Origin of the sequence: Micromonospora sp. NPDC047730 (assembly GCF_043204765.1) — a bacterium.
Lineage (GTDB): Bacteria > Actinomycetota > Actinomycetes > Mycobacteriales > Micromonosporaceae > Micromonospora.
Genome location: NZ_JBIDCU010000006.1, coordinates 193973 through 210649, shown reverse-complemented (window position 1 = coordinate 210649; position 16677 = coordinate 193973). Strand labels below are relative to the sequence as shown.

15 protein-coding genes and 1 pseudogene are annotated in these 16677 nt (G+C 69.5%); 10 read left to right on the top strand and 6 right to left on the bottom strand.

Annotated elements, in window-relative coordinates; genetic code table 11:
- Positions 1–68: 68 nt before the first annotated feature.
- The 3 genes from ACGF5G_RS16985 to ACGF5G_RS16975 all read right to left on the bottom strand — a co-directional run bounded on the left by ACGF5G_RS16985 (position 69) and on the right by ACGF5G_RS16975 (position 2986).
- Entirely contained in the window at positions 69–887 is an 819-nt protein-coding gene (locus ACGF5G_RS16985) for an SAM-dependent methyltransferase (RefSeq protein WP_393263627.1), read from the bottom strand.
- A gap of 371 nt (positions 888–1258) precedes the next feature.
- The gene (locus tag ACGF5G_RS16980) at positions 1259–1633 is read right to left on the bottom strand and encodes a hypothetical protein (protein ID WP_393263625.1); all 375 of its coding nucleotides are present in this window, start codon (positions 1631–1633) and stop codon (positions 1259–1261) included.
- Positions 1634–2068: 435 nt separating this feature from the next.
- Positions 2069–2986: an alpha/beta fold hydrolase gene (locus tag ACGF5G_RS16975; protein ID WP_393263623.1), complete on the bottom strand. Its 918-nt coding sequence runs from the start codon at positions 2984–2986 to the stop codon at positions 2069–2071.
- Positions 2987–3348: 362 nt separating this feature from the next.
- On the opposite strand from ACGF5G_RS16975, the pseudogene ACGF5G_RS16970 reads away from it, so the two are divergent.
- Positions 3349–3706 (top strand): annotated as a pseudogene (locus ACGF5G_RS16970) (transposase); the annotation flags it as partial.
- 16 nt (positions 3707–3722) lie between these two features.
- On the opposite strand, the gene ACGF5G_RS16965 reads toward ACGF5G_RS16970, so the two are convergent.
- On the bottom strand, positions 3723–4133 hold the full coding sequence (locus ACGF5G_RS16965; RefSeq protein WP_393263621.1) for a VOC family protein: 411 nt from the start codon (positions 4131–4133) through the stop codon (positions 3723–3725).
- Between the two features lie 497 nt (positions 4134–4630).
- On the opposite strand from ACGF5G_RS16965, the gene ACGF5G_RS16960 reads away from it, so the two are divergent.
- Genes ACGF5G_RS16960 through ACGF5G_RS16950 form a run of 3 tightly spaced genes read left to right on the top strand, consistent with a single transcriptional unit; the run spans position 4631 to position 6854 of the window.
- Entirely contained in the window at positions 4631–5239 is a 609-nt protein-coding gene (locus tag ACGF5G_RS16960; RefSeq protein WP_393263619.1) for a dihydrofolate reductase family protein, read from the top strand.
- 53 nt (positions 5240–5292) lie between these two features.
- Positions 5293–5616 carry a YciI family protein gene (locus ACGF5G_RS16955; protein ID WP_393263617.1) on the top strand — a complete coding sequence of 108 codons (324 nt, stop codon included), beginning with the start codon at positions 5293–5295 and terminating at the stop codon, positions 5614–5616.
- Positions 5613–6854, top strand: coding sequence for an RNA polymerase sigma factor (locus ACGF5G_RS16950; RefSeq protein ID WP_393263615.1), 1242 nt, complete (start codon positions 5613–5615; stop codon positions 6852–6854). Before ACGF5G_RS16955 ends, ACGF5G_RS16950 begins: the two co-directional genes overlap by 4 nt.
- Positions 6855–6947: 93 nt before the next feature.
- Here ACGF5G_RS16950 and ACGF5G_RS16945 read toward each other — a convergent pair whose 3' ends face one another.
- Both ACGF5G_RS16945 and ACGF5G_RS16940 read right to left on the bottom strand, forming a co-directional pair.
- The gene (locus ACGF5G_RS16945) at positions 6948–8666 is read right to left on the bottom strand and encodes a sensor histidine kinase (protein WP_393263613.1); all 1719 of its coding nucleotides are present in this window, start codon (positions 8664–8666) and stop codon (positions 6948–6950) included.
- Entirely contained in the window at positions 8663–9403 is a 741-nt protein-coding gene (locus tag ACGF5G_RS16940; RefSeq protein ID WP_393263611.1) for a response regulator transcription factor, read from the bottom strand. The genes ACGF5G_RS16945 and ACGF5G_RS16940 overlap by 4 nt, the downstream gene beginning before the upstream one ends.
- Before the next feature lie 92 nt (positions 9404–9495).
- Here ACGF5G_RS16940 and alr point away from each other — a divergent pair, with 92 nt between their 5' ends.
- The 6 genes from alr to ACGF5G_RS16910 all read left to right on the top strand — a co-directional run bounded on the left by alr (position 9496) and on the right by ACGF5G_RS16910 (position 16676).
- A complete protein-coding gene (gene alr, locus ACGF5G_RS16935; RefSeq protein ID WP_393263609.1) occupies positions 9496–10953 on the top strand; it encodes an alanine racemase in 1458 nt (485 codons plus the stop codon).
- Positions 10950–11978, top strand: a complete 1029-nt coding sequence (locus tag ACGF5G_RS16930) for a D-alanine--D-alanine ligase family protein (protein WP_393263607.1) — start codon at positions 10950–10952, stop codon at positions 11976–11978. The genes alr and ACGF5G_RS16930 overlap by 4 nt, the downstream gene beginning before the upstream one ends.
- Positions 11978–13153, top strand: coding sequence for a glycosyltransferase (locus ACGF5G_RS16925; protein WP_393263605.1), 1176 nt, complete (start codon positions 11978–11980; stop codon positions 13151–13153). Before ACGF5G_RS16930 ends, ACGF5G_RS16925 begins: the two co-directional genes overlap by 1 nt.
- Positions 13154–13254: 101 nt before the next feature.
- Entirely contained in the window at positions 13255–13794 is a 540-nt protein-coding gene (locus ACGF5G_RS16920) for a M15 family metallopeptidase (protein WP_393263838.1), read from the top strand.
- A 123-nt stretch (positions 13795–13917) separates the two neighbouring features.
- Entirely contained in the window at positions 13918–14133 is a 216-nt protein-coding gene (locus tag ACGF5G_RS16915) for a hypothetical protein (RefSeq protein ID WP_393263603.1), read from the top strand.
- Between the two features lie 989 nt (positions 14134–15122).
- Positions 15123–16676: an ABC transporter substrate-binding protein gene (locus tag ACGF5G_RS16910; RefSeq protein ID WP_393263601.1), complete on the top strand. Its 1554-nt coding sequence runs from the start codon at positions 15123–15125 to the stop codon at positions 16674–16676.
- Position 16677: the final 1 nt, after the last annotated feature.

Here is a 16677-nt window from a genome sequence, read left to right as displayed (position 1 = left end):
GCCTCCGGTCCGGAAGTCGTCGCGGGCCCGAACGCGAGCAGACCCGTCAGATCCGTGAACGATCGAGATCAGTCCACAGTCGGCTTTCGGCCCACGCCGCCGAGGATCCAGACCTCCTCCGGGCTGATGTCGGTTTCGGTGTCGGGCCGCCATTCGGAAACGAACACCAGGCCGGGGTCGATGAGGTCTACGCCGTCAAAGAAGCGTTCGATTTGACTGCGCGTGCGGTGTGTGGACGGATATTTGGTGTTCTTGTAGACCGCTGCGGCGCCACCAGCGTTGTCCGGCCTGGCGTCGGCGGTGGCGTGATTGATGACAAGGTAGCTACCCGGGGCCATGGCGTCGCGGAGGTGGGCGACGATCGCGTACGGGTCGGCTTCGTCGTCGATGAAGTGAAGGACGGCGGCCAGCAGGATTGCCATCGGCTGGTCGAAGTCGATCTGCGCCCGGGTGTCGGGGTGGTTGAGGATGACGTCCGGGTCGCGCAGGTCCGCCGTGATCACGCTCGTGGTCTTGGCTTCGGTGGTCTTCAAGGCGCGCGAGCGGGCCAGCACCTTCGGATCGTTGTCGACGTAGACCACGCGGGCGTCCGGCGCCTCAGCTTGGGCGATCTCGTGGACGTTGCCCTGGGTGGGCAGGCCACTGCCGATGTCGAGGAATTGGCGGATGCCCGCGTCGCGGGCCAGGAAACGCACTGCACGTTGGATGAACCCACGGTTCTCCCGTGCCATGAGAATCACCTCGGGAGCCGCTGCGAGCACCTCGTTCGCGGCTCGGCGATCGGCTGCGGAATTGTCCTTGCCGCCCAGGTAGTAGTCGTACATGCCCGCAGCAGTGGGGACCGAGGGGTCGATGCCGCCCGACTGGACCGAGCTGTCCGTGGTCACCTGTCTCCGAATCCTTCCTCGGGAGCGTCCACATGGTCGTCTAGATCCGACGTGAACTGGCAGCCCAGCAGGACGTCGCGTCCCGACGTGCGTCATCGCGGCGCACGCGCGCCCCTGAGCCCTCTCGGGCTGCATGGCTGACCATCGGGACCGTCCGGCACCCTGGCCCGCGAGCACAACAACATGGGTTGGCCTCGGATTATTCACGTTGACCAGGGTCAGGGGAAGAGTCGGGCCGAAACCGTTGCGGCCGTTGTTCGAGACGATCAGGGGCCGCCCCACGAACCTCCTGCTCAGAGCCTTACCGCCCGACTACGCGATTCGCCCTGGCCCCGCGCCAGAGGGGCACGCGGGGCCTCTCCGGCCGTCAGTTAGTGCGAGAAGGTGAAGGAGGGCGAGTAGATCGTGCCGTAGGTCCGGAACACGTTGTGCTCGCCCGTCTTGATCGTCTTCGAGCCGAGGAAGACCGTCGCGCCGCTGCCGTGGGCATACACGTAGACAGGCTCAGTGCTGCCGGCGGCGAGCGTGATGCTCCAACACTTGCCCGGCCCTACCAGATTGCTGGTGAACCCGCCACGATAGGGGAACTCCAGGGTCGACGAGTAGGTCGTTGACTTGTTGCAGAGTCCGGTCCGGTTGGTGCTCGCTGCGCTTGCCGGTGTCGCGGCGGTGGCCAACCCTGCCAGGACCAGGGCGCCGATCAAGACCGGCCGCCACACCTTGCGCATGCGAGTCAAAGCTGTCATCTGGGCTCCTAGGACCTGGTAGTGGGACATTGCCATGAATCAGTTGCGCCTGGACGCGCCTAACGCGTGCGTCTATGGAGGCACGGATGCAGCCGGGTGGTTGGTTCACGGAACCTCTATGAGGTTCCCCTTCGGACGCGGAGCGCCGGTGCTCGCGGCGATCTTCGAGCACCACGGTCCGCGCACTGTCGGCCGATCCGCTGCAGTTCGGATGCAGCCGGTGCCCCCGCTATCGATCAATCGGCCTGGCGCCGGGTGCCGCTGGCCTCCGGCCCGCCTCGACAGCGCCTCGTAGGCCCACCGGAGCCGCTGACCACCGCGAACGCTTCCACCAGACCAGCGACAAGCCGCAGCAACGCAGCCCCGTCTGCCGGCAGCCAGGGGTTGTTGCCCCGCTGACGCCTTGTGAACCGACCACTCCGAGGTCGACGGTCGCTACAGCGCAGGTCCAAGGACGACTCGTCGCACCGCGTCCACAACCAACTGCGGCTGGTGGTAATGAACGTAGTGGTCGGTCGTGTCGGCGACCACGTGCTGTCCTCGGCTGGACAGCGCGGCCAGTTGGGCGTGACGCTCGAGCACCTCGCGCGACTGGCCGGCTGCGGAGATCACCACCACCGGGCGGTCCTGCCAGGCTCCGGGCCGTACCGTTGACTGCACCAGACGGGCGCTGTCCACAGAGGCCTCGGCTTCGCTGGCGGCGGCTGCCATGCTGGTGCTCCGATACACGACCGCCGCGTTCTCACGCACCGCCCGTGGAGCGCCGGTGCTCGCGGCGATCCCCGGGGCCAGCCGCACCGCACCGATCCGCGCGGCGAACTGGAAGGCTGCCATCTGCGCGCGAATGACCGGGGCGCTCGCCTTCAACGTCCCGGTCTGGCGCTCGTCGGTGACGTCCACCAGCACCAGACCCGCGGTCTCGCCTGGCCAACGGTCAGCGAACAGACGTACCACGAACCCACCCAGCGAATGACCGACCAGGACGTAGGGCCCGTGTTCGCCCGCCTTGTCCAGGAGGGTGTGTAGCTCTTCGGCCAGCCGCCCGGCGTCGCGCCGACCGGGCCCCGGATCGCTCCACGCGTAGCCGCCGCGGTCATAGCTGCATGCCCGGATCCGCACGGTCGCCGAGGGGTCGGTCAGCATCTGTTGCACCGTCGCCCACGTCGTGGACGACTCGCCGAGCCCTGCTTCGAACACCACGGTCGGCGCGCTGTCGGCCGATCCGCTGCAGTTCAGATGCAGCCGGTGCCCCCCGATATCGATCGACCGGCCTGGCTCCGGATACCGCTGACCGTCGGCCCGCCTCGACAGCGTCTCGTAGACCCAACCGGAGCCGCTGACCACCGCGAACACGACTACCAGACCAGCGACAATCCGTAGCAACGCTCGCCGCCAACGCGTCCGGACAGGTCGGCGAGGCTCCGCCACGCCATCAGGGCTTTCTCCCACAGCCACGACGGTAGGCAGCCGCCACCCCCGCGGCATCGTCCTGCGGTCGCGTTGGCCGTACGACTCGCGTCGCCACCGGTCCCAGTCCTCTCCACCTCCTGGCGGATGCGTTGTTTCCGACCGCTACGGGATCGCCCCTACGGCCGAAACGCCGGTCGGCTGCGGGAGTTGGTGCAGCGGCTGATCAGGGCCCGGCAGGGGAGCCGGGCGACCCGGCTCGCTGGGTTTCCCCGCACGCGGCCACGACCTGCGCCGCCGGTGGGAACCCGGTCCTGACCGCCATCCGCGTCCCACGCCTGACCACCGGCCGCCCGCGGACCCGTCCGGACCGGGTCTTGGCCGACAAGGCGTACACGTCGAAGGCGAACCGGGTTTACCTGCGCCGACGCGGGATCGCCGCGACGATCCCGAGCAAGGCCGACCAGGACGCGAACCGGCGGGCCAAGGGATCCAGGGGGCGGTCGCCCACCGGCATTCGACGCGCACGTCTACCAGCAGCGACACGCTGTGGAGTGCGGCATCAACCGGCTCAAACGCAACCGGGCCGTCGCCACCCGCTTCGACAAACTCGCCGCCCGCTACGAAGCCGCCATCCACCTCGCCGCCATCAACGAATGGCTGTAGCCGACTTCGACAGACCCTAGTCGCGCTTGGGCCAGATGAGGCCCTGATCGGTCCAGATGACACCCTTGTTGCGGCAGAGGCAGAAGGGGTGGCCAATGGGGTCGGCGTAGACGCGGAAGCCGTAGCCGTCGGGGCCGACGCAGTCCCGCTGCAGGGTCGCGCCGAGGGCCAGGATGCGGCGCTGTTCGGCCTCGATGTCGTCGACTTCGAAGTCGAGGTGGAACTGCTTGGGGTGCTCGCTGTCGGGCCACTGCGGGGCGCGGTAGTCCTCCACCTGGATGAAGGCCAGTTCGATCTCGCCGAACTGGATACCGGCCCAGTTCTCGTTACTGCCTTCCTTGACCGGGAGCCCCGTCACCTCGGAGTAGAAGGCTGCCAGCTTCATCGTGTCCGGGCAATCGATGATGAAGTCGGTTAGTCGTAGCATCCCGCGATCTTGTCACAAGATCAAATGAGCCGGACTTTGAGACAGGCCCTGGTAGTGCTTTGTCAGGTTCTGTGGCGTTTGTTGCGGTGTAACGGCTTTCACGGGTTGGTGGCAGGTGGCACAGATCATGAAGGATCTCGTGTTCGAGACGCGCGATCTTGATGAGTCCACCGTCGAGCGGGCCACGGACACCGCCCAGTTCTTCGTCAAGGACGGCGCCATGAAGGCGGTCCATGGTCGCACCGTGGCGATCACATGTCCATTTACCGAGCGGAGTGTTCCGCTTGCCGGAACAAACCACATCGAGGGCCGGTTCCCCGCCTACCCCGGAGGAGGTGCCGGGCGCGGCGGTGGGCTACCTGGCGGGCTTGGTGAAGGTCGAGCCGGAGGCGTTCGCCAGGAAAAATCCGGGAGGCGGTGTCGGATCGGGGCGGTGGTGTTCGTAGCAGGGGTGAGGACGCCCACGAGGGGCGGCGCCAAGGTAAGGAGCCGCGATCATGAAGCTGACGACCATGACTCAGGTCACCATCGATGGAGTGATGCAGGGAAACGGCGCCGCGTCGGATGACCGCAGGAACGGATTCGAGCGCGGCGGATGGGCCCGGGGGAAGGGTGACGACGAGACCAGGACGTTCATCACGCAGACCTACCAGCGCGCCGACGCGTTCCTGTTCGGCCGGCGGACCTACGAGTTGTTCGCCGGCTCCTGGGGATCAATCGACCAGATGCGCGCACATCCCATCGGTGTGGCCTTGAACGAGGCTCCCAAGTACGTTGCCTCGACCACGCTCACCCCGCCGCGTTGGGAGGACACGACCGTTCTCCGCGGTGACCTCGCGGCGGCCGTCAGTGAGCTGAGGGCCAAGCCCGGGGGTGAGCTGCAGGTGCACGGCAGTGGCGCCCTGACCCGGTGGCTGCTGGAGAACGATCTGGTCGACGAGATGACTCTGATCGTGATCCCGGTGATCCTCGGCCAGGGCGCGAGACTGTTCCCGGAGACCGGTCCGGATCTCGCGCTCGACCTGGTCGAGTCGCGGGTCGACTCGAAGGGCGTGACGATCCAGGTCTACCGGCCGGCCGGGCGCCCGCGGTATGCAACGGCCTGAAGTCCCTGACCACCGAACCACGCTGTCTCGACACCACAGGAGATGATCTTCAGATGCGGTACCTGGTTTCCGTGATCGATGACAGGAGCAATCCCGGCAGCACGGACAGGCAGCCTGCCATCAGCGCGTTCAACGAACGACTGATCGCCGAGGGCTACTGGGTTTTCGCTGGCGGACTCGCGGACACCGACGCGGCCACGGTCATCGACAACCGGGGCGAGGAGGCGGTGTTCAGCGACGGGCCTTTCGTGGAGTCGAAGGAGTACCTCGCCGGCGTCTGGGTGTGGGAGGCCCCCGACCTGGATGTGGCGCTCAGGCTCGCCACCGAGGCGTCGAAGGTCTGCGATCGGAAGATCGAGGTGCGGCCGTTCCTGTGAACAGGGTCGACGCCCGGGCGGCGGTCACCGAGGCCCACCACGAGGAGTGGGCGCGGGTGGTCGCCGCCCTGACCAGGCGCTTCGGTGACCTCCACATCGCCGAGGAGGCAGCGGCCGAGGCGTTCACGACCGCCGTCGAGCGGTGGCCGGCCGACGGCGTGCCCCCCAACCCCGGCGCCTGGCTGACCACCACCGCCAACCGCAAGGCCATCGACCGGATCCGGCGCGAGAACAAGCGCGACGACAAGCACAAGGAGGCTCAGATGCTGCACGACGACAGCCCACCCGAGCCTCTCGGCGCCATCGACGACGACCGGCTCCGGCTGATCTTCACCTGCTGTCACCCGGCGCTGGCGATGGAAGCCCGCGTGGCGCTGACGCTGCGCATGGTCGGCGGTCTGACCGTGTCCGAGATCTCCCGCGCCTTCCTGGTGGCCGAGAGTGCCATGGGGCAGCGGATCACCCGCGCGAAGGCCAAGATCAAGGCGGCTCGCATCCCCTATCGCGTGCCGTCCGCCGACGACCTGCCGGCCCGTGTCTCCGGCGTACTCGCCGTCCTGTTCCTCGTCTTCAACGAGGGCTACCTGGCCAGCGGCCCCGACACCGACCCCGTACGACACGACCTGACCGCCGAGGCGATCCGGCTCGCCCGCCTGATCCGCGCCCTCCTGCCGGACGACGGTGAGGTGGCCGGGCTGCTGGCGCTGATGCTGCTCACCGAGGCCCGCCGCCCCGCCCGGATCTCGGCCGGCGGCGAACTGGTCGCCCTCGACGAGCAGGACCGTGGGGCCTGGGACGCGGAACTGATCGCCGAGGGCCACTGGCTGGTGCGCGAGCGCCTCGCCGCTGCCGCCGCCGGGGTGGCTCCGGGTCGCTACCAGATCCTCGCCGCGATCAACGCCGTGCACACCTCCGCCCGCGACATATGCGACACCGACTGGTCGCAGGTCCTCGCCCTCTACGACCAGCTCGTCCGCCTCGACCCCTCGCCGATCATCGCCCTCAACCGGGCCGTCGCGGTCGCCGAGCTCGACGGCCCGGAGGTGGCACTGGCCATCGTTGACCGCCTCGCCGAGGCGTTGGTCGGATATCACGCCTACCACGCCACCCGCGCCGACCTGCTGCGCCGGCTCGGCCGAAGTCAGCAGTCACGCGCGGCCTACGACAAAGCCATCGACCTGGCGGGCAACACCGCCGAGACCGCCTACCTGACCCGCCGCCGCGACCAACTGCGGTAGCGCCACGGATCCCGATCGAAACCCCGCACACAGCGGCGTGGCGTCCGACTCGATGCAAGACCACCGACGGCTGAACCCGCGGGGCCGATGGCGCTACCGAGCGGGATGGCGCCGACCGCGCGGGACCTGACCCCCCACCTGAGCTGTTCGCTGGTGGGCGAGGGGAAGCGCGATGGTGAATGTCGTCCCGACGCCGACCTCACTCGCGACCGTGATGGTGCCCTGGTGATCGGTGACGATCTGCCGGGTGATGGCGAGGCCGAGGCCACTGCCCCCGGTACGGCGACCCCGTGCGGCGTCGGCCCGCCAGAACCGGTCGAACACATGCGGCAGCGCGTCCGCTGCGATTCCCGAGCCGGTGTCGACGACCTGGACGACCGCCTGCGTGTCGGTGCGGCTCGCGACCAGCCGGACGCTGCCGTCGGCAGCGGTCGCCCGTAGTGCGTTGGTGACGAGATTGCCCACCACCTGGCGGAGCCGGTCGGGATCGGCGTGTACCGCAACCGGCTCGGCCGCCACGCACAACGACACCCCGGCTGACTCCGCCCGGGCGTGGTGGGCGGTGCCGCAGGTCTCCAGGAGTTCGGCCAGATCCACCGTGACCCGGTGGTACGCCAGGTTGCCGGCCTCAGCGAGGGCCAGGTCCTGCAGGTCGTCGACGATGCGCTGTTGCAGCACCGCCTCTTCGAGCAGCGAGGCGTAGAGCTCCTGGTCCGGCGCGATCACGCCGTCGGAGAGCGCCTCGAGATAGCCGCGCAGGTTGGCCAGCGGGGTGCGCAGTTCGTGTGCGACGTCGGCGACCAGCCGGCGTTGCCGCTCCTCCCCGCGCTGCAGGGAGTCGGCCATCCGGTTGAACGACAGGGCCAACTCCGCCAGCTCGTCGTTGCCCCGCACCGGAACCCGTCCGGTGAGGTCGCCCCGGCCGAGCTGCTGGGCGGCCACGGTGAGCGTGTCGATGGGTCGCAGCACCCGCCGGCTCAGCAGCACGGTGCCGATGATCGCGACCGCCGCCACGCCCGCCGCCGCGGCGAGCAGCGGACCGGCCGCCAGCGCGGACGCCGGATCGCCACGAGTGCCGAGGTAGACCCGGGCGGGTACCGGCGCGACGTCACTGATCTGGTTGGTGAAGACCTGGGCCAGGCAGGAATCCAGTGGTTCCACCGCCGTCAGGGCGCCACAGCCCTGCACCCGGTCGGCGTCGGCCCCCCGCTCACGGCCCGGCCGGGCCGCGACGTCGCGACAGACGCCGGCGATCTCGTCGACGCTTCGGCGATCGCGCACGTCGGCCCCGCTCAGGTTGACCTCGAAACGAGGAACTCCCGTGCTGGCGGGCGAAACGGCAACGGGAACGGATGCCCGCGTCAGGCAGGCCGCGAACAGCACGCCGGTGCGGTAGGCGGCGATCTCGTCGACCACGCCTTTCTGCCGGCCGACCGGGTCCACCGGCAATGCGGCCAGATTCAGCACCGGCCGCGGATCGACGAACCCGACCATCGTGCCGAGCGGCCGGGCGGTGCGATTCTCCTGGGTGTCCGTGTCCACGATCACCTGGCCCGTATCGGCGACCAGGTGGATCCGCTGACCGGTCTCGGCGCGCAGGTCCTGCACCAGGCCGGGCACGCCCTCCCAGGTGCCGTGCCCGCTGCCGTACGCCTCGAGTCGGTCGACGACCTGGTCGAGCTGTGCCCGGTCGACGGTGGCCGACTCGTTGATCTGTTGCGAGGCCTGCCGCAGGGTCAGCCACGCGGTCGCCGCCGTCGCGCTCACCGCGACGAGGATCACCAGCCAGAGCACCCGTAGCCGAAAACTCACCGGCTGGCTCCGGGCGTCCCCTCGGGCGTCGGCGTCGCCGCCGGTCCCGGCTCCGGTTCGGCGAGCCGGTAGCCGCGGCCGTAGACGGTCTGCACGTACCGCGGCTCGGCAACGTCGGCCTCGATCTTGCGGCGGAGGTTCATCACGTGCGCGTCGACGGTGCGTTCGAGCACGAAATGATCGAATCCGAAGGCACGGTCGATGATCTGCGCCCGGGTGAACACCCGCCCGGGCTCGCCGGCGAGCACCTCGAGGATGCCGAACTCCTTGGCCGTCAGGGCGACCGGCCGGCCGCCGACGCGTACCTCGAACCGGCCGGCGTCCACCTCGAGCTCGCCGACGCGCAGCACCGCCCGGTTGTCGGCGCTCACCACCCGGGCCCGGCGCAGCAGCGCCCGTACCCGGGCGGCCAGCTCCCGCGGGCTGTACGGCTTGGTGAGGTAGTCGTCGGCACCGAGATCGAGGCCCAGCAGGACGTCGTCCTCGGTGGTACGGGCGGTCAGCAGCAGGATCGGAATCTCCGATTCGGCGCGCAGGATCCGGCACACGTCGAGGCCGTCGACGACCGGCATCATCACGTCGAGGACCACCAGGTCCGGCCGGCGGGACCGGCACCGGTCCAGCGCGGCCCGCCCGTCGCCGACCAGCAGCACGCTGTGCCCCTCGCGTTCGAGATAGACCCGTACCAGGTTGGCCTGCTTGGGGTCGTCCTCGGCGACCAGGATCCGCGCGCTCATGTTTCCCCATTCTGGCTGGTGGTGGCGGGGGTCAAGTAAAACCGAAACCTGTGAAGAACTGATGCGGACGGCTCCGGAGAGCGGCGAGCGGGATGTCCCCACAGCTGGCCCACGGTTTCTTCAAGGGTTCTTCACCACAGGCTGCCTACCGTGCCGGTCATGTCAGTCAGGATCCGGACATGATCTTGGAACCGGCGCACCCGGGCCGCCGCGAGGAGCAACAGCGGCGGGCGGTCCGGCGGCGGATCCGGGAGACGCGCGCGGTGCGCCGGGCCGCCGCTGTCGGCGGGCACGGGGCCGCCGAACCGCCGGACGAGCCGCCCGTCGAACCCAGGGCTGCCGGGGCGACGCCGGGTACGCGCGGTCGGCGCGCGGGGACCGGTGTGATCAGTGAGAGTGCCGAGCTGGCCGAGGCCGTGATAGATCTCGCGGCGATCGCCCAGAACATTCGGACGATCGCGGCGATCGCGCGTACCGGGTTGATGGCCGTGGTGAAGGCCGACGCGTTCGGGCACGGCGCGGTGCCGGTGGCACGGGCTGCGCTGGGGGCCGGCGCCGACTGGCTGGGCGTGACCTCGGCGACGGAGGCGGTGGCACTGCGATCGGCGGGCATCGACGCGCCCGTCCTGAGCTGGCTGCACCGCCCGGACGAGGACTTCACCCGCCTGATCGCCGCGGACGTCGACATCGCGGTGTCGACCCTGACCCATCTGCGCGCGATCGCCAACGCGGCCAGGGGTCTCGGTGTGCCCGCCGCGGTCCAGCTCAAGGCGGACGTCGGTCTGTCCCGCAACGGCGCCAGCGGCGACGAATGGCCCGATCTGGTCGCCTGGGCCCGCAGGCACGAGGTGGAGGGCAGCATCCGGGTACACGGGGTGTGGTCCCACTTGACCAACGCCGACGTGCCCGGATGCCCGAGCATCGCGCGGCAGCTGTCAACGTTCCAGGAGGCACTGCGGATCGCGCTTGACGCCGGGCTTGATCCGGAAGTGGTGCATCTGGCCAATTCGGCGGCGGCACTGGCCGCCCCGGAGACCCGGTTCGATCTCTGTCGGATCGGCCTGGCCATGTATGGCGTCGACCCCTTTGGCGCGGCCGGCCCCCGCCGTTTCGGCCTGCGACCCGCCATGACCCTGCGGTCAAGGGTGATCAACCTGAAGCGCGTGCCCGCCGGGACCGGCGTCTCGTACGGGCCCGACCACCTGACCAGTCGGCCGACCACGCTCGCTCTGCTGCCGCTCGGGTACGCCGACGGCCTGTCGCGCGCCGCCGAGGGCCGCGCGTGGGTCTGGCTCGCCGGTCGACGGTGCCCGATCGTCGGCCGCATCGCCATGGATCAGTGCGTCGTCGATGTCGGCGATCTGCCGGTGGCGCTCGGCGATCCCGTGGTCGTCTTCGGCCCCGGCGCCGAGCCCGGCTCGCCCGACCCGGCCGAGCCGACGGCCGCCGAGTGGGCGCAGTGGGCCGGCACCAACCCGCACGAAGTCCTGACCGGAATCGGCGCGCGAGTGGCGCGCGTACACCTACACGCGGAAGCGGCAACGTCATGACCGTTCGTTTGGCGGTGCTGTTCGGTGGGCGCAGCGGGGAGCACGACGTCTCCCGGCGCTCGGCGGAAAGCATCCTGGCCCATCTCGACCGCGACACGTACGACGTGACCGAGGTGCTGATCGAGCGGGACGGCCAGTGGCGGGTGAACGGCGACCGGGCCACGTTCGCGCAGGCGCTGCGGACCCTCGGCGACCAGGACGTGGTGTTCCCGGCGCTGCACGGCCCGTACGGTGAGGACGGCACCATCCAGTCGATGCTGGAGTGGCTCGGCGTCGCGTATGTCGGAAACGGTGTCTTCGCCAGCGCCGCGGGGATGGACAAGCCGGTCACGAAGAAACTCCTCGCCGCCGACGGCCTGCGCGTGGCCGCCGGGGTGACGCTGCGCCCCGACGAGGAGCTGTCGTCGCGGGATCAGCAGCGACTGGGACTGCCCGCCTTCGTCAAACCGGCCCGGGCCGGCTCCAGCCTGGGCGTCTCCAAGGTCGAACGATGGGCGCAACTGCCCGCCGCCCTGCGGCTCGCGCGCGAGAGCGACGCGAAGGTTGTCGTCGAACGCGCCGTGCGCGGGCGCGAGATCGACGTCGGCGTCCTTCAGCACCCCGACGGTCGCGTCGAGGCCGGGCCGCCGCTGGAGATACGGGTGGCCAACGCCTCCTTCTTCGACTACGACGCCAAGTACGACGGCGGTGCCGTCTTCCACATTCCGGCCCGGCTCGACCCCGGCACCACCCGACTACTGCAGGACCGGGCCGTGCGGGCGTTCCACGCGCTCGGATGCCGCGGGCTGCTCCGCGTCGACTTCTTCCTCCCGGATCCGGACGCCGACCACGGCACGGGGTGGACCGGAGACCACCGGGAGCCGGTGATCAACGAGGTCAACACCTTCCCCGGATTCACCGCCGCCTCCCAGTACCCGCAGATCTGGCAGCGGGCCGGCGTCGGCTACTCGGCACTGCTCGACATCCTCATCCAGGGCGCACTGCACCGACGCGACACCGCCTCCCCCTGCCCGAGTTCCTGCTGATGGCCGTCTACGCCGCGGAACGTCTCCGTGGTCTCCGCATGATCGTCGCGGGCGGGGGAACGGGCGGGCACACCTACCCGGCGCTGACCACGATCCGTGCGCTCCGCGACCGGCTAGCGGCAGCCGGCACCGAACCGGACGTCCGCTGGGTGGGCGTCGCCCACGGGCTGGAGGCCAGAATCGCCCGGCAGGAGGGCATCCCCTTCACGGCGATCACCACCGGCAAACTGCGCCGCTCCCCGAACCTGCGCGAGTGGGGCCGCAACGTCGCCGACGCCTTCCGCGTGCCGCTCGGTATCTTCCAGGCCATCATGATCGTGGTGCGCACCCGGCCCGAGGTGGTCTTCTCCACCGGCGGATACGTCTCCGTCCCGATCGGGATCGCCGCCTGGCTGACCCGCCGCCCGCTGGTCATGCACGAGCAGATCCTCACGCTCGGGCTGGCGAACCGGATCCTCGCCCGCCTCGCTGATCGAGTCCTGCTGAGCCACGAATCCTCCATCGACCACCTGCCCGCCGGAGCGAGAACCCGCGCGGTGGTCACCGGCAACCCGATCCGGCCCGAGATCCTCACGGGTAACCGCAACCGGGCGCTCGCCGCATTCCACCTGGACCCCCGCCTGCCGCTGGTGTACGTCACCGGCGGCGCCCAAGGCGCCGTCCAGGTCAACAACCTGATCGCCGACAGCCTCCCCGGACTCCTGCCGAGATGTCAGGTGCTGCACCAGTGCGGCGACTACTCCCTCGACCGGATGCGGCAGGTCGCGGCCGCCCTTCCGGAACACCTGCGCAGCAGGTACCGGGTCGTCGACTACGTCCACGGCGAGCTGCCGGACGTCCTGAGCGCCGCGGACATCGTCGTCGCGCGCAGCGGCGCCGGCACCGTCGCCGAACTCACCGCCCTGGGCAAGGCATGCGTCCTCGTCCCGCTCATCCCCACCGGCGGCGACGAACAGCGGCGGACCGCACAACACCTCGCCGACGCCGGTGCCTCCCGCATGCTCGCCGGCCCCGAGGCCTCCGCCAACCGCCTCTACGAGGAGATCATGGTGCTGCTCGACCACCCGGAACGACGCCAGAAGCTGGCCAACGCCGCCCGTCAACACGGCCGCCCCCACGCGGCCACAGCCGTGGCCAGCGCAATCATCGACGCCGCCGGCCGGTGCCGGCCATGATCCTGCTGTCTGATCGGCGAATCTCGGCCATCCCGCTAGGCGACAACGGGGAAGCCCTGGTCGACGTGCGCCAGGTTGCGGAACTTCGGGTTGACGATCGCCTGGCCGACGAGGCCGGGGCCTACGCGCACCTCCGTGAGGCAACGGTCCAGCGCTTGCTCGCCGCCCAGCAGACCCTGCCCCGAGGACTGCGGCTGCTGATCATCGAGGGGTACCGGCCGCTCAGCCTGCAGACGACCTACTTCGAGAGCTACAAGGACGAACTGCGCCGCAGGTACCCGGAGTGGGACTCGGCGCGCCGGCACGTGGAGGCCAGCAAGTACATCTCGCCGCCCGAGGTGGCTCCGCACAGCACCGGCGGGACGGTCGACCTCACCCTCTGCACGGCCGACGGGATCGAACTGGACCTGGGCACGATCGTCAACGCCAGCCCGGTGGACAGCGCCAACGCCTGCTTCACCGGATCACCCCACATCGCCCCGCAGGCCCGCACCAACCGCGACATCCTCGCCCGGGCGCTCTCGTCCGCCGGCATGGTCAACTACCCGACCGAATGGTGGCACTGGTCGTTCGGCGACCGCTACTGGGCGCTGAGCACCGGGGCCACCCGGACCCGGTACGGGCCGGTAGACCTCCCGTGAAGCGGCTGTGCGATTGCGGGCGGGCGTTGTGGGCGAATGCGGTGGCGCGGGCGCGGGTGCTGGCTGCCCAGCGGAAGTGTCACGACCATCCTGTTCCCACAGCGTCTGGGTAAGGTCGTCCGCATGGCTGACGCTGTCGTGATTCCCGGCGCGAGGTTCGGACCCGACAACGTATGGGACGGTGATGTCGCCCGCCGGTTGTCGCCCCACGTGTTGGAGGTGGAGGGCGCGGATCACGGTATGTACGTACCCGGCCCGCTCACCGAGTCGATCGCAGTGCTCAGTCGAGTCGTGGTCGCCGTGGAGGAGTTCCTCGACGCGATTGGCTGGCCGAGCTAGGCACCTGGCCCCGGAGGTTTCGTCCGCCCATTCATCCAGCGCTGGCAGAGCCTGCTACAGCGATGAGGGCGGCGCTTCCGAATGGCTCCCACGCGCCACCGTACGTCTGTCAGCGGGGGCGGTCCTAGCGTTCATTGCTTGCACTGCAACGGCGGCGACGAGTAGCGCCCCGGCCGTGAGACACAGCAGCCGTACTGCGGTCGCCCATGGCAGATTCTCGGCTGACAGAAGCGGGGTCAGGGCGTACCCGATGATTGCGGCGGCGCCCGCTGTGGACCAGAACACCGTCGGGCGGGTGGGGACCGGCGGTGGGTTGCCGTGCCAGGCGCGAAGGAGCCGGCGGCGGCCGACCACGACGGCGACGGCGAGCGTGACCAGCGCGCCTACGAGGCTGCTGGGAATGTCGGACACGGTCCACCAGGCGACGTCGCTGACCTGGTCGCGACGGTGGCGCGGACGAGCCACGCGCCGAGCAGCGCCACTGGCAGACACCACCACACCAGTGCGGTGAGGGTGTGGCTCTGCCACTCCGGACCGACCCCGAGGAACGCGTACTTGATGTCGGGTGCGACCGCCCCCGGTAGTCAGCGCGACACCGTCGAACCATCGGGGTCGCCAGAGCTTGAGCGGGAGTACCACGCCTGGGTGCGACGGAAAGGCGAGCGGCATCGGCGCATCTTCCCACCTGGGGCCAAGGATCTGTGGCAGAGGACACGATGCCGGCTTGTCGCCCCAACTGCGTGATCATGTACTCTGACCTGCGTGAACACTGCGCCGTCGTTGGACCGGACCCCGCTCGCGGTCCGTGTCGTCGCCGCGCGCCGTATCTGCTGTTGTTGACGGTCTGACACCCCGCCCCGCGCCCGTGGCTGCCACGTCACGCTGCCCGCGCGCCGTCATCAACGTCTGATCTTCCCCTCATTTTGTGAACCTCAATCACCGCGTCCCGCGCTCGCGCGGCGCAGGTTCCGTCTGCCTGGAGTACGGACATGACCACTCACCGCAGGCCCTCGGTCGGCCTACCCTTCGCACGCCGGTTGCGCCCGCTCGGCGCGCTCGCGGCCACCACCATCGTCGCGGTGCTGCTCGCCGCCTGCGGCTCGTCGACGAGCCCCGGGTCGACGGGCGCCGCCGACCCCGACGCGACGATCACGGTCGGTTCGCTGAACGAGCCGACGACGCTCAATACGATCAAGGGCGGCAACACCGGCCACGCCCAGGTGCTGCTGCGCAACGTCGTCGAGGGGCTCACCGTGCTCACCGACGAGGGCAAGGTCGAGCCGCTGCTGGCCAAGTCGTGGGACGTGTCACCGGACGGCACGGCATACACGTTCCACCTGCAGCCCGGCGTGACCTTTTCCGACGGCACCCCGCTGAAGGCCAGCGACGTGGTGGTCGCGCTCAAGCGGGTGACGTCCGACGAGTCGACCAGCGCCCGCAAGAAGAACCTCTCGATCATGAAGACGATCGAGGCGCCGGACGACGGCACCGTCAAGGTCACCCTGTCGACGCGGTCGCAATCGTTCCTCTTCTACCTCACCAGCACCGGCGCGGCTGTCACCAAGCCCGGCGCCGGCAACCCGGAGACGACGGTGATCGGCACCGGCCCGTACGCCCTGACCTCCTGGAAGCAGGGTGACTCCATCACGCTGACCCGCAACGACGCGTACTGGGGCACGAAGGCCAGCAACAAGCAGGTGGTGTACCGGTTCTTCAAGGACGCCACCGCCGAGAACAACGCGCTGCTCGCCGGCCAACTCGACCTGGTGACCCAGGTGTCCTCGCCGGATGTGCTCCCCCAGTTCGACAACCAGCCGCAGTTCTCCATCGTGGAGGGCACGTCGACGACGAAGGAGTTGTTCAACTTCAACGACGCCATCGCCCCGTTCAACAACCCCGACGTGCGGCACGCCATCCGGCAGGCCATCGACCGCAAGGCGCTGCTGACGGCGGTGTGGGCCGACCGGGGCCAGGTCATCGGCTCGATGGTGCCGCCCACGGACCCCTGGTACGAGGACCTGACCAGCATCGACGACCACAACGTGGCCGGCGCCAAGCAGCTGCTGGCCAAGGCCGGGTACGCGAACGGTCTGTCCTTCACCGTCGACTACGTACCGTCGGACGCGGTCAACATCATCGCGCAGGGGCTGAAGAGCCAGCTCGCCCAGGCCGGTATCACCATCACGCTGAACCCGGTCGACGACGCGACCTGGACCGACAGGGTCTACAAGAACCACAACTTCCAGGCCACCATCATGACCCACGTCAACCAGCGCGACCTGGTCTGGTACGGCGACCCGACGTTCTACTGGCAGTACGACAACCCGCAGGTGCAGAAGTGGGTCAAGGACTCCGAGACCGCCGCGACGCCCGACGAGCAGACCGCCCTGCTGAAGAAGGTGGCACGGCAGATCTCCGAGGACGCGGCGAGTGCCTGGCTGTTCCTCGACCCGGCCATCAAGGTCGCCAGCACCTCGGTCAGCGGCTACCAGAAGAACAACACCACGGACAGCTTCTATGTCGCGCCGATCACCAAACGCTAGG

What these genes read in the sequence shown, in the direction of transcription:
- ACGF5G_RS16980 (WP_393263625.1), bottom strand. Translation starts at nt 1,633, where the DNA reads ATGACAGCTTTGACTCGCATGCGCAAGGTGTGGCGGCCGGTCTTGATC.
- ACGF5G_RS16965 (WP_393263621.1), bottom strand. Translation starts at nt 4,133, where the DNA reads ATGCTACGACTAACCGACTTCATCATCGATTGCCCGGACACGATGAAG.
- ACGF5G_RS16960 (WP_393263619.1), top strand. Translation starts at nt 4,631, where the DNA reads ATGAAGCTGACGACCATGACTCAGGTCACCATCGATGGAGTGATGCAG.
- ACGF5G_RS16955 (WP_393263617.1), top strand. Translation starts at nt 5,293, where the DNA reads ATGCGGTACCTGGTTTCCGTGATCGATGACAGGAGCAATCCCGGCAGC.
- ACGF5G_RS16940 (WP_393263611.1), bottom strand. Translation starts at nt 9,403, where the DNA reads ATGAGCGCGCGGATCCTGGTCGCCGAGGACGACCCCAAGCAGGCCAAC.
- alr (WP_393263609.1), top strand. Translation starts at nt 9,496, where the DNA reads ATGTCCCCACAGCTGGCCCACGGTTTCTTCAAGGGTTCTTCACCACAG.
- ACGF5G_RS16930 (WP_393263607.1), top strand. Translation starts at nt 10,950, where the DNA reads ATGACCGTTCGTTTGGCGGTGCTGTTCGGTGGGCGCAGCGGGGAGCAC.
- ACGF5G_RS16925 (WP_393263605.1), top strand. Translation starts at nt 11,978, where the DNA reads ATGGCCGTCTACGCCGCGGAACGTCTCCGTGGTCTCCGCATGATCGTC.
- ACGF5G_RS16915 (WP_393263603.1), top strand. Translation starts at nt 13,918, where the DNA reads ATGGCTGACGCTGTCGTGATTCCCGGCGCGAGGTTCGGACCCGACAAC.
- ACGF5G_RS16910 (WP_393263601.1), top strand. Translation starts at nt 15,123, where the DNA reads ATGACCACTCACCGCAGGCCCTCGGTCGGCCTACCCTTCGCACGCCGG.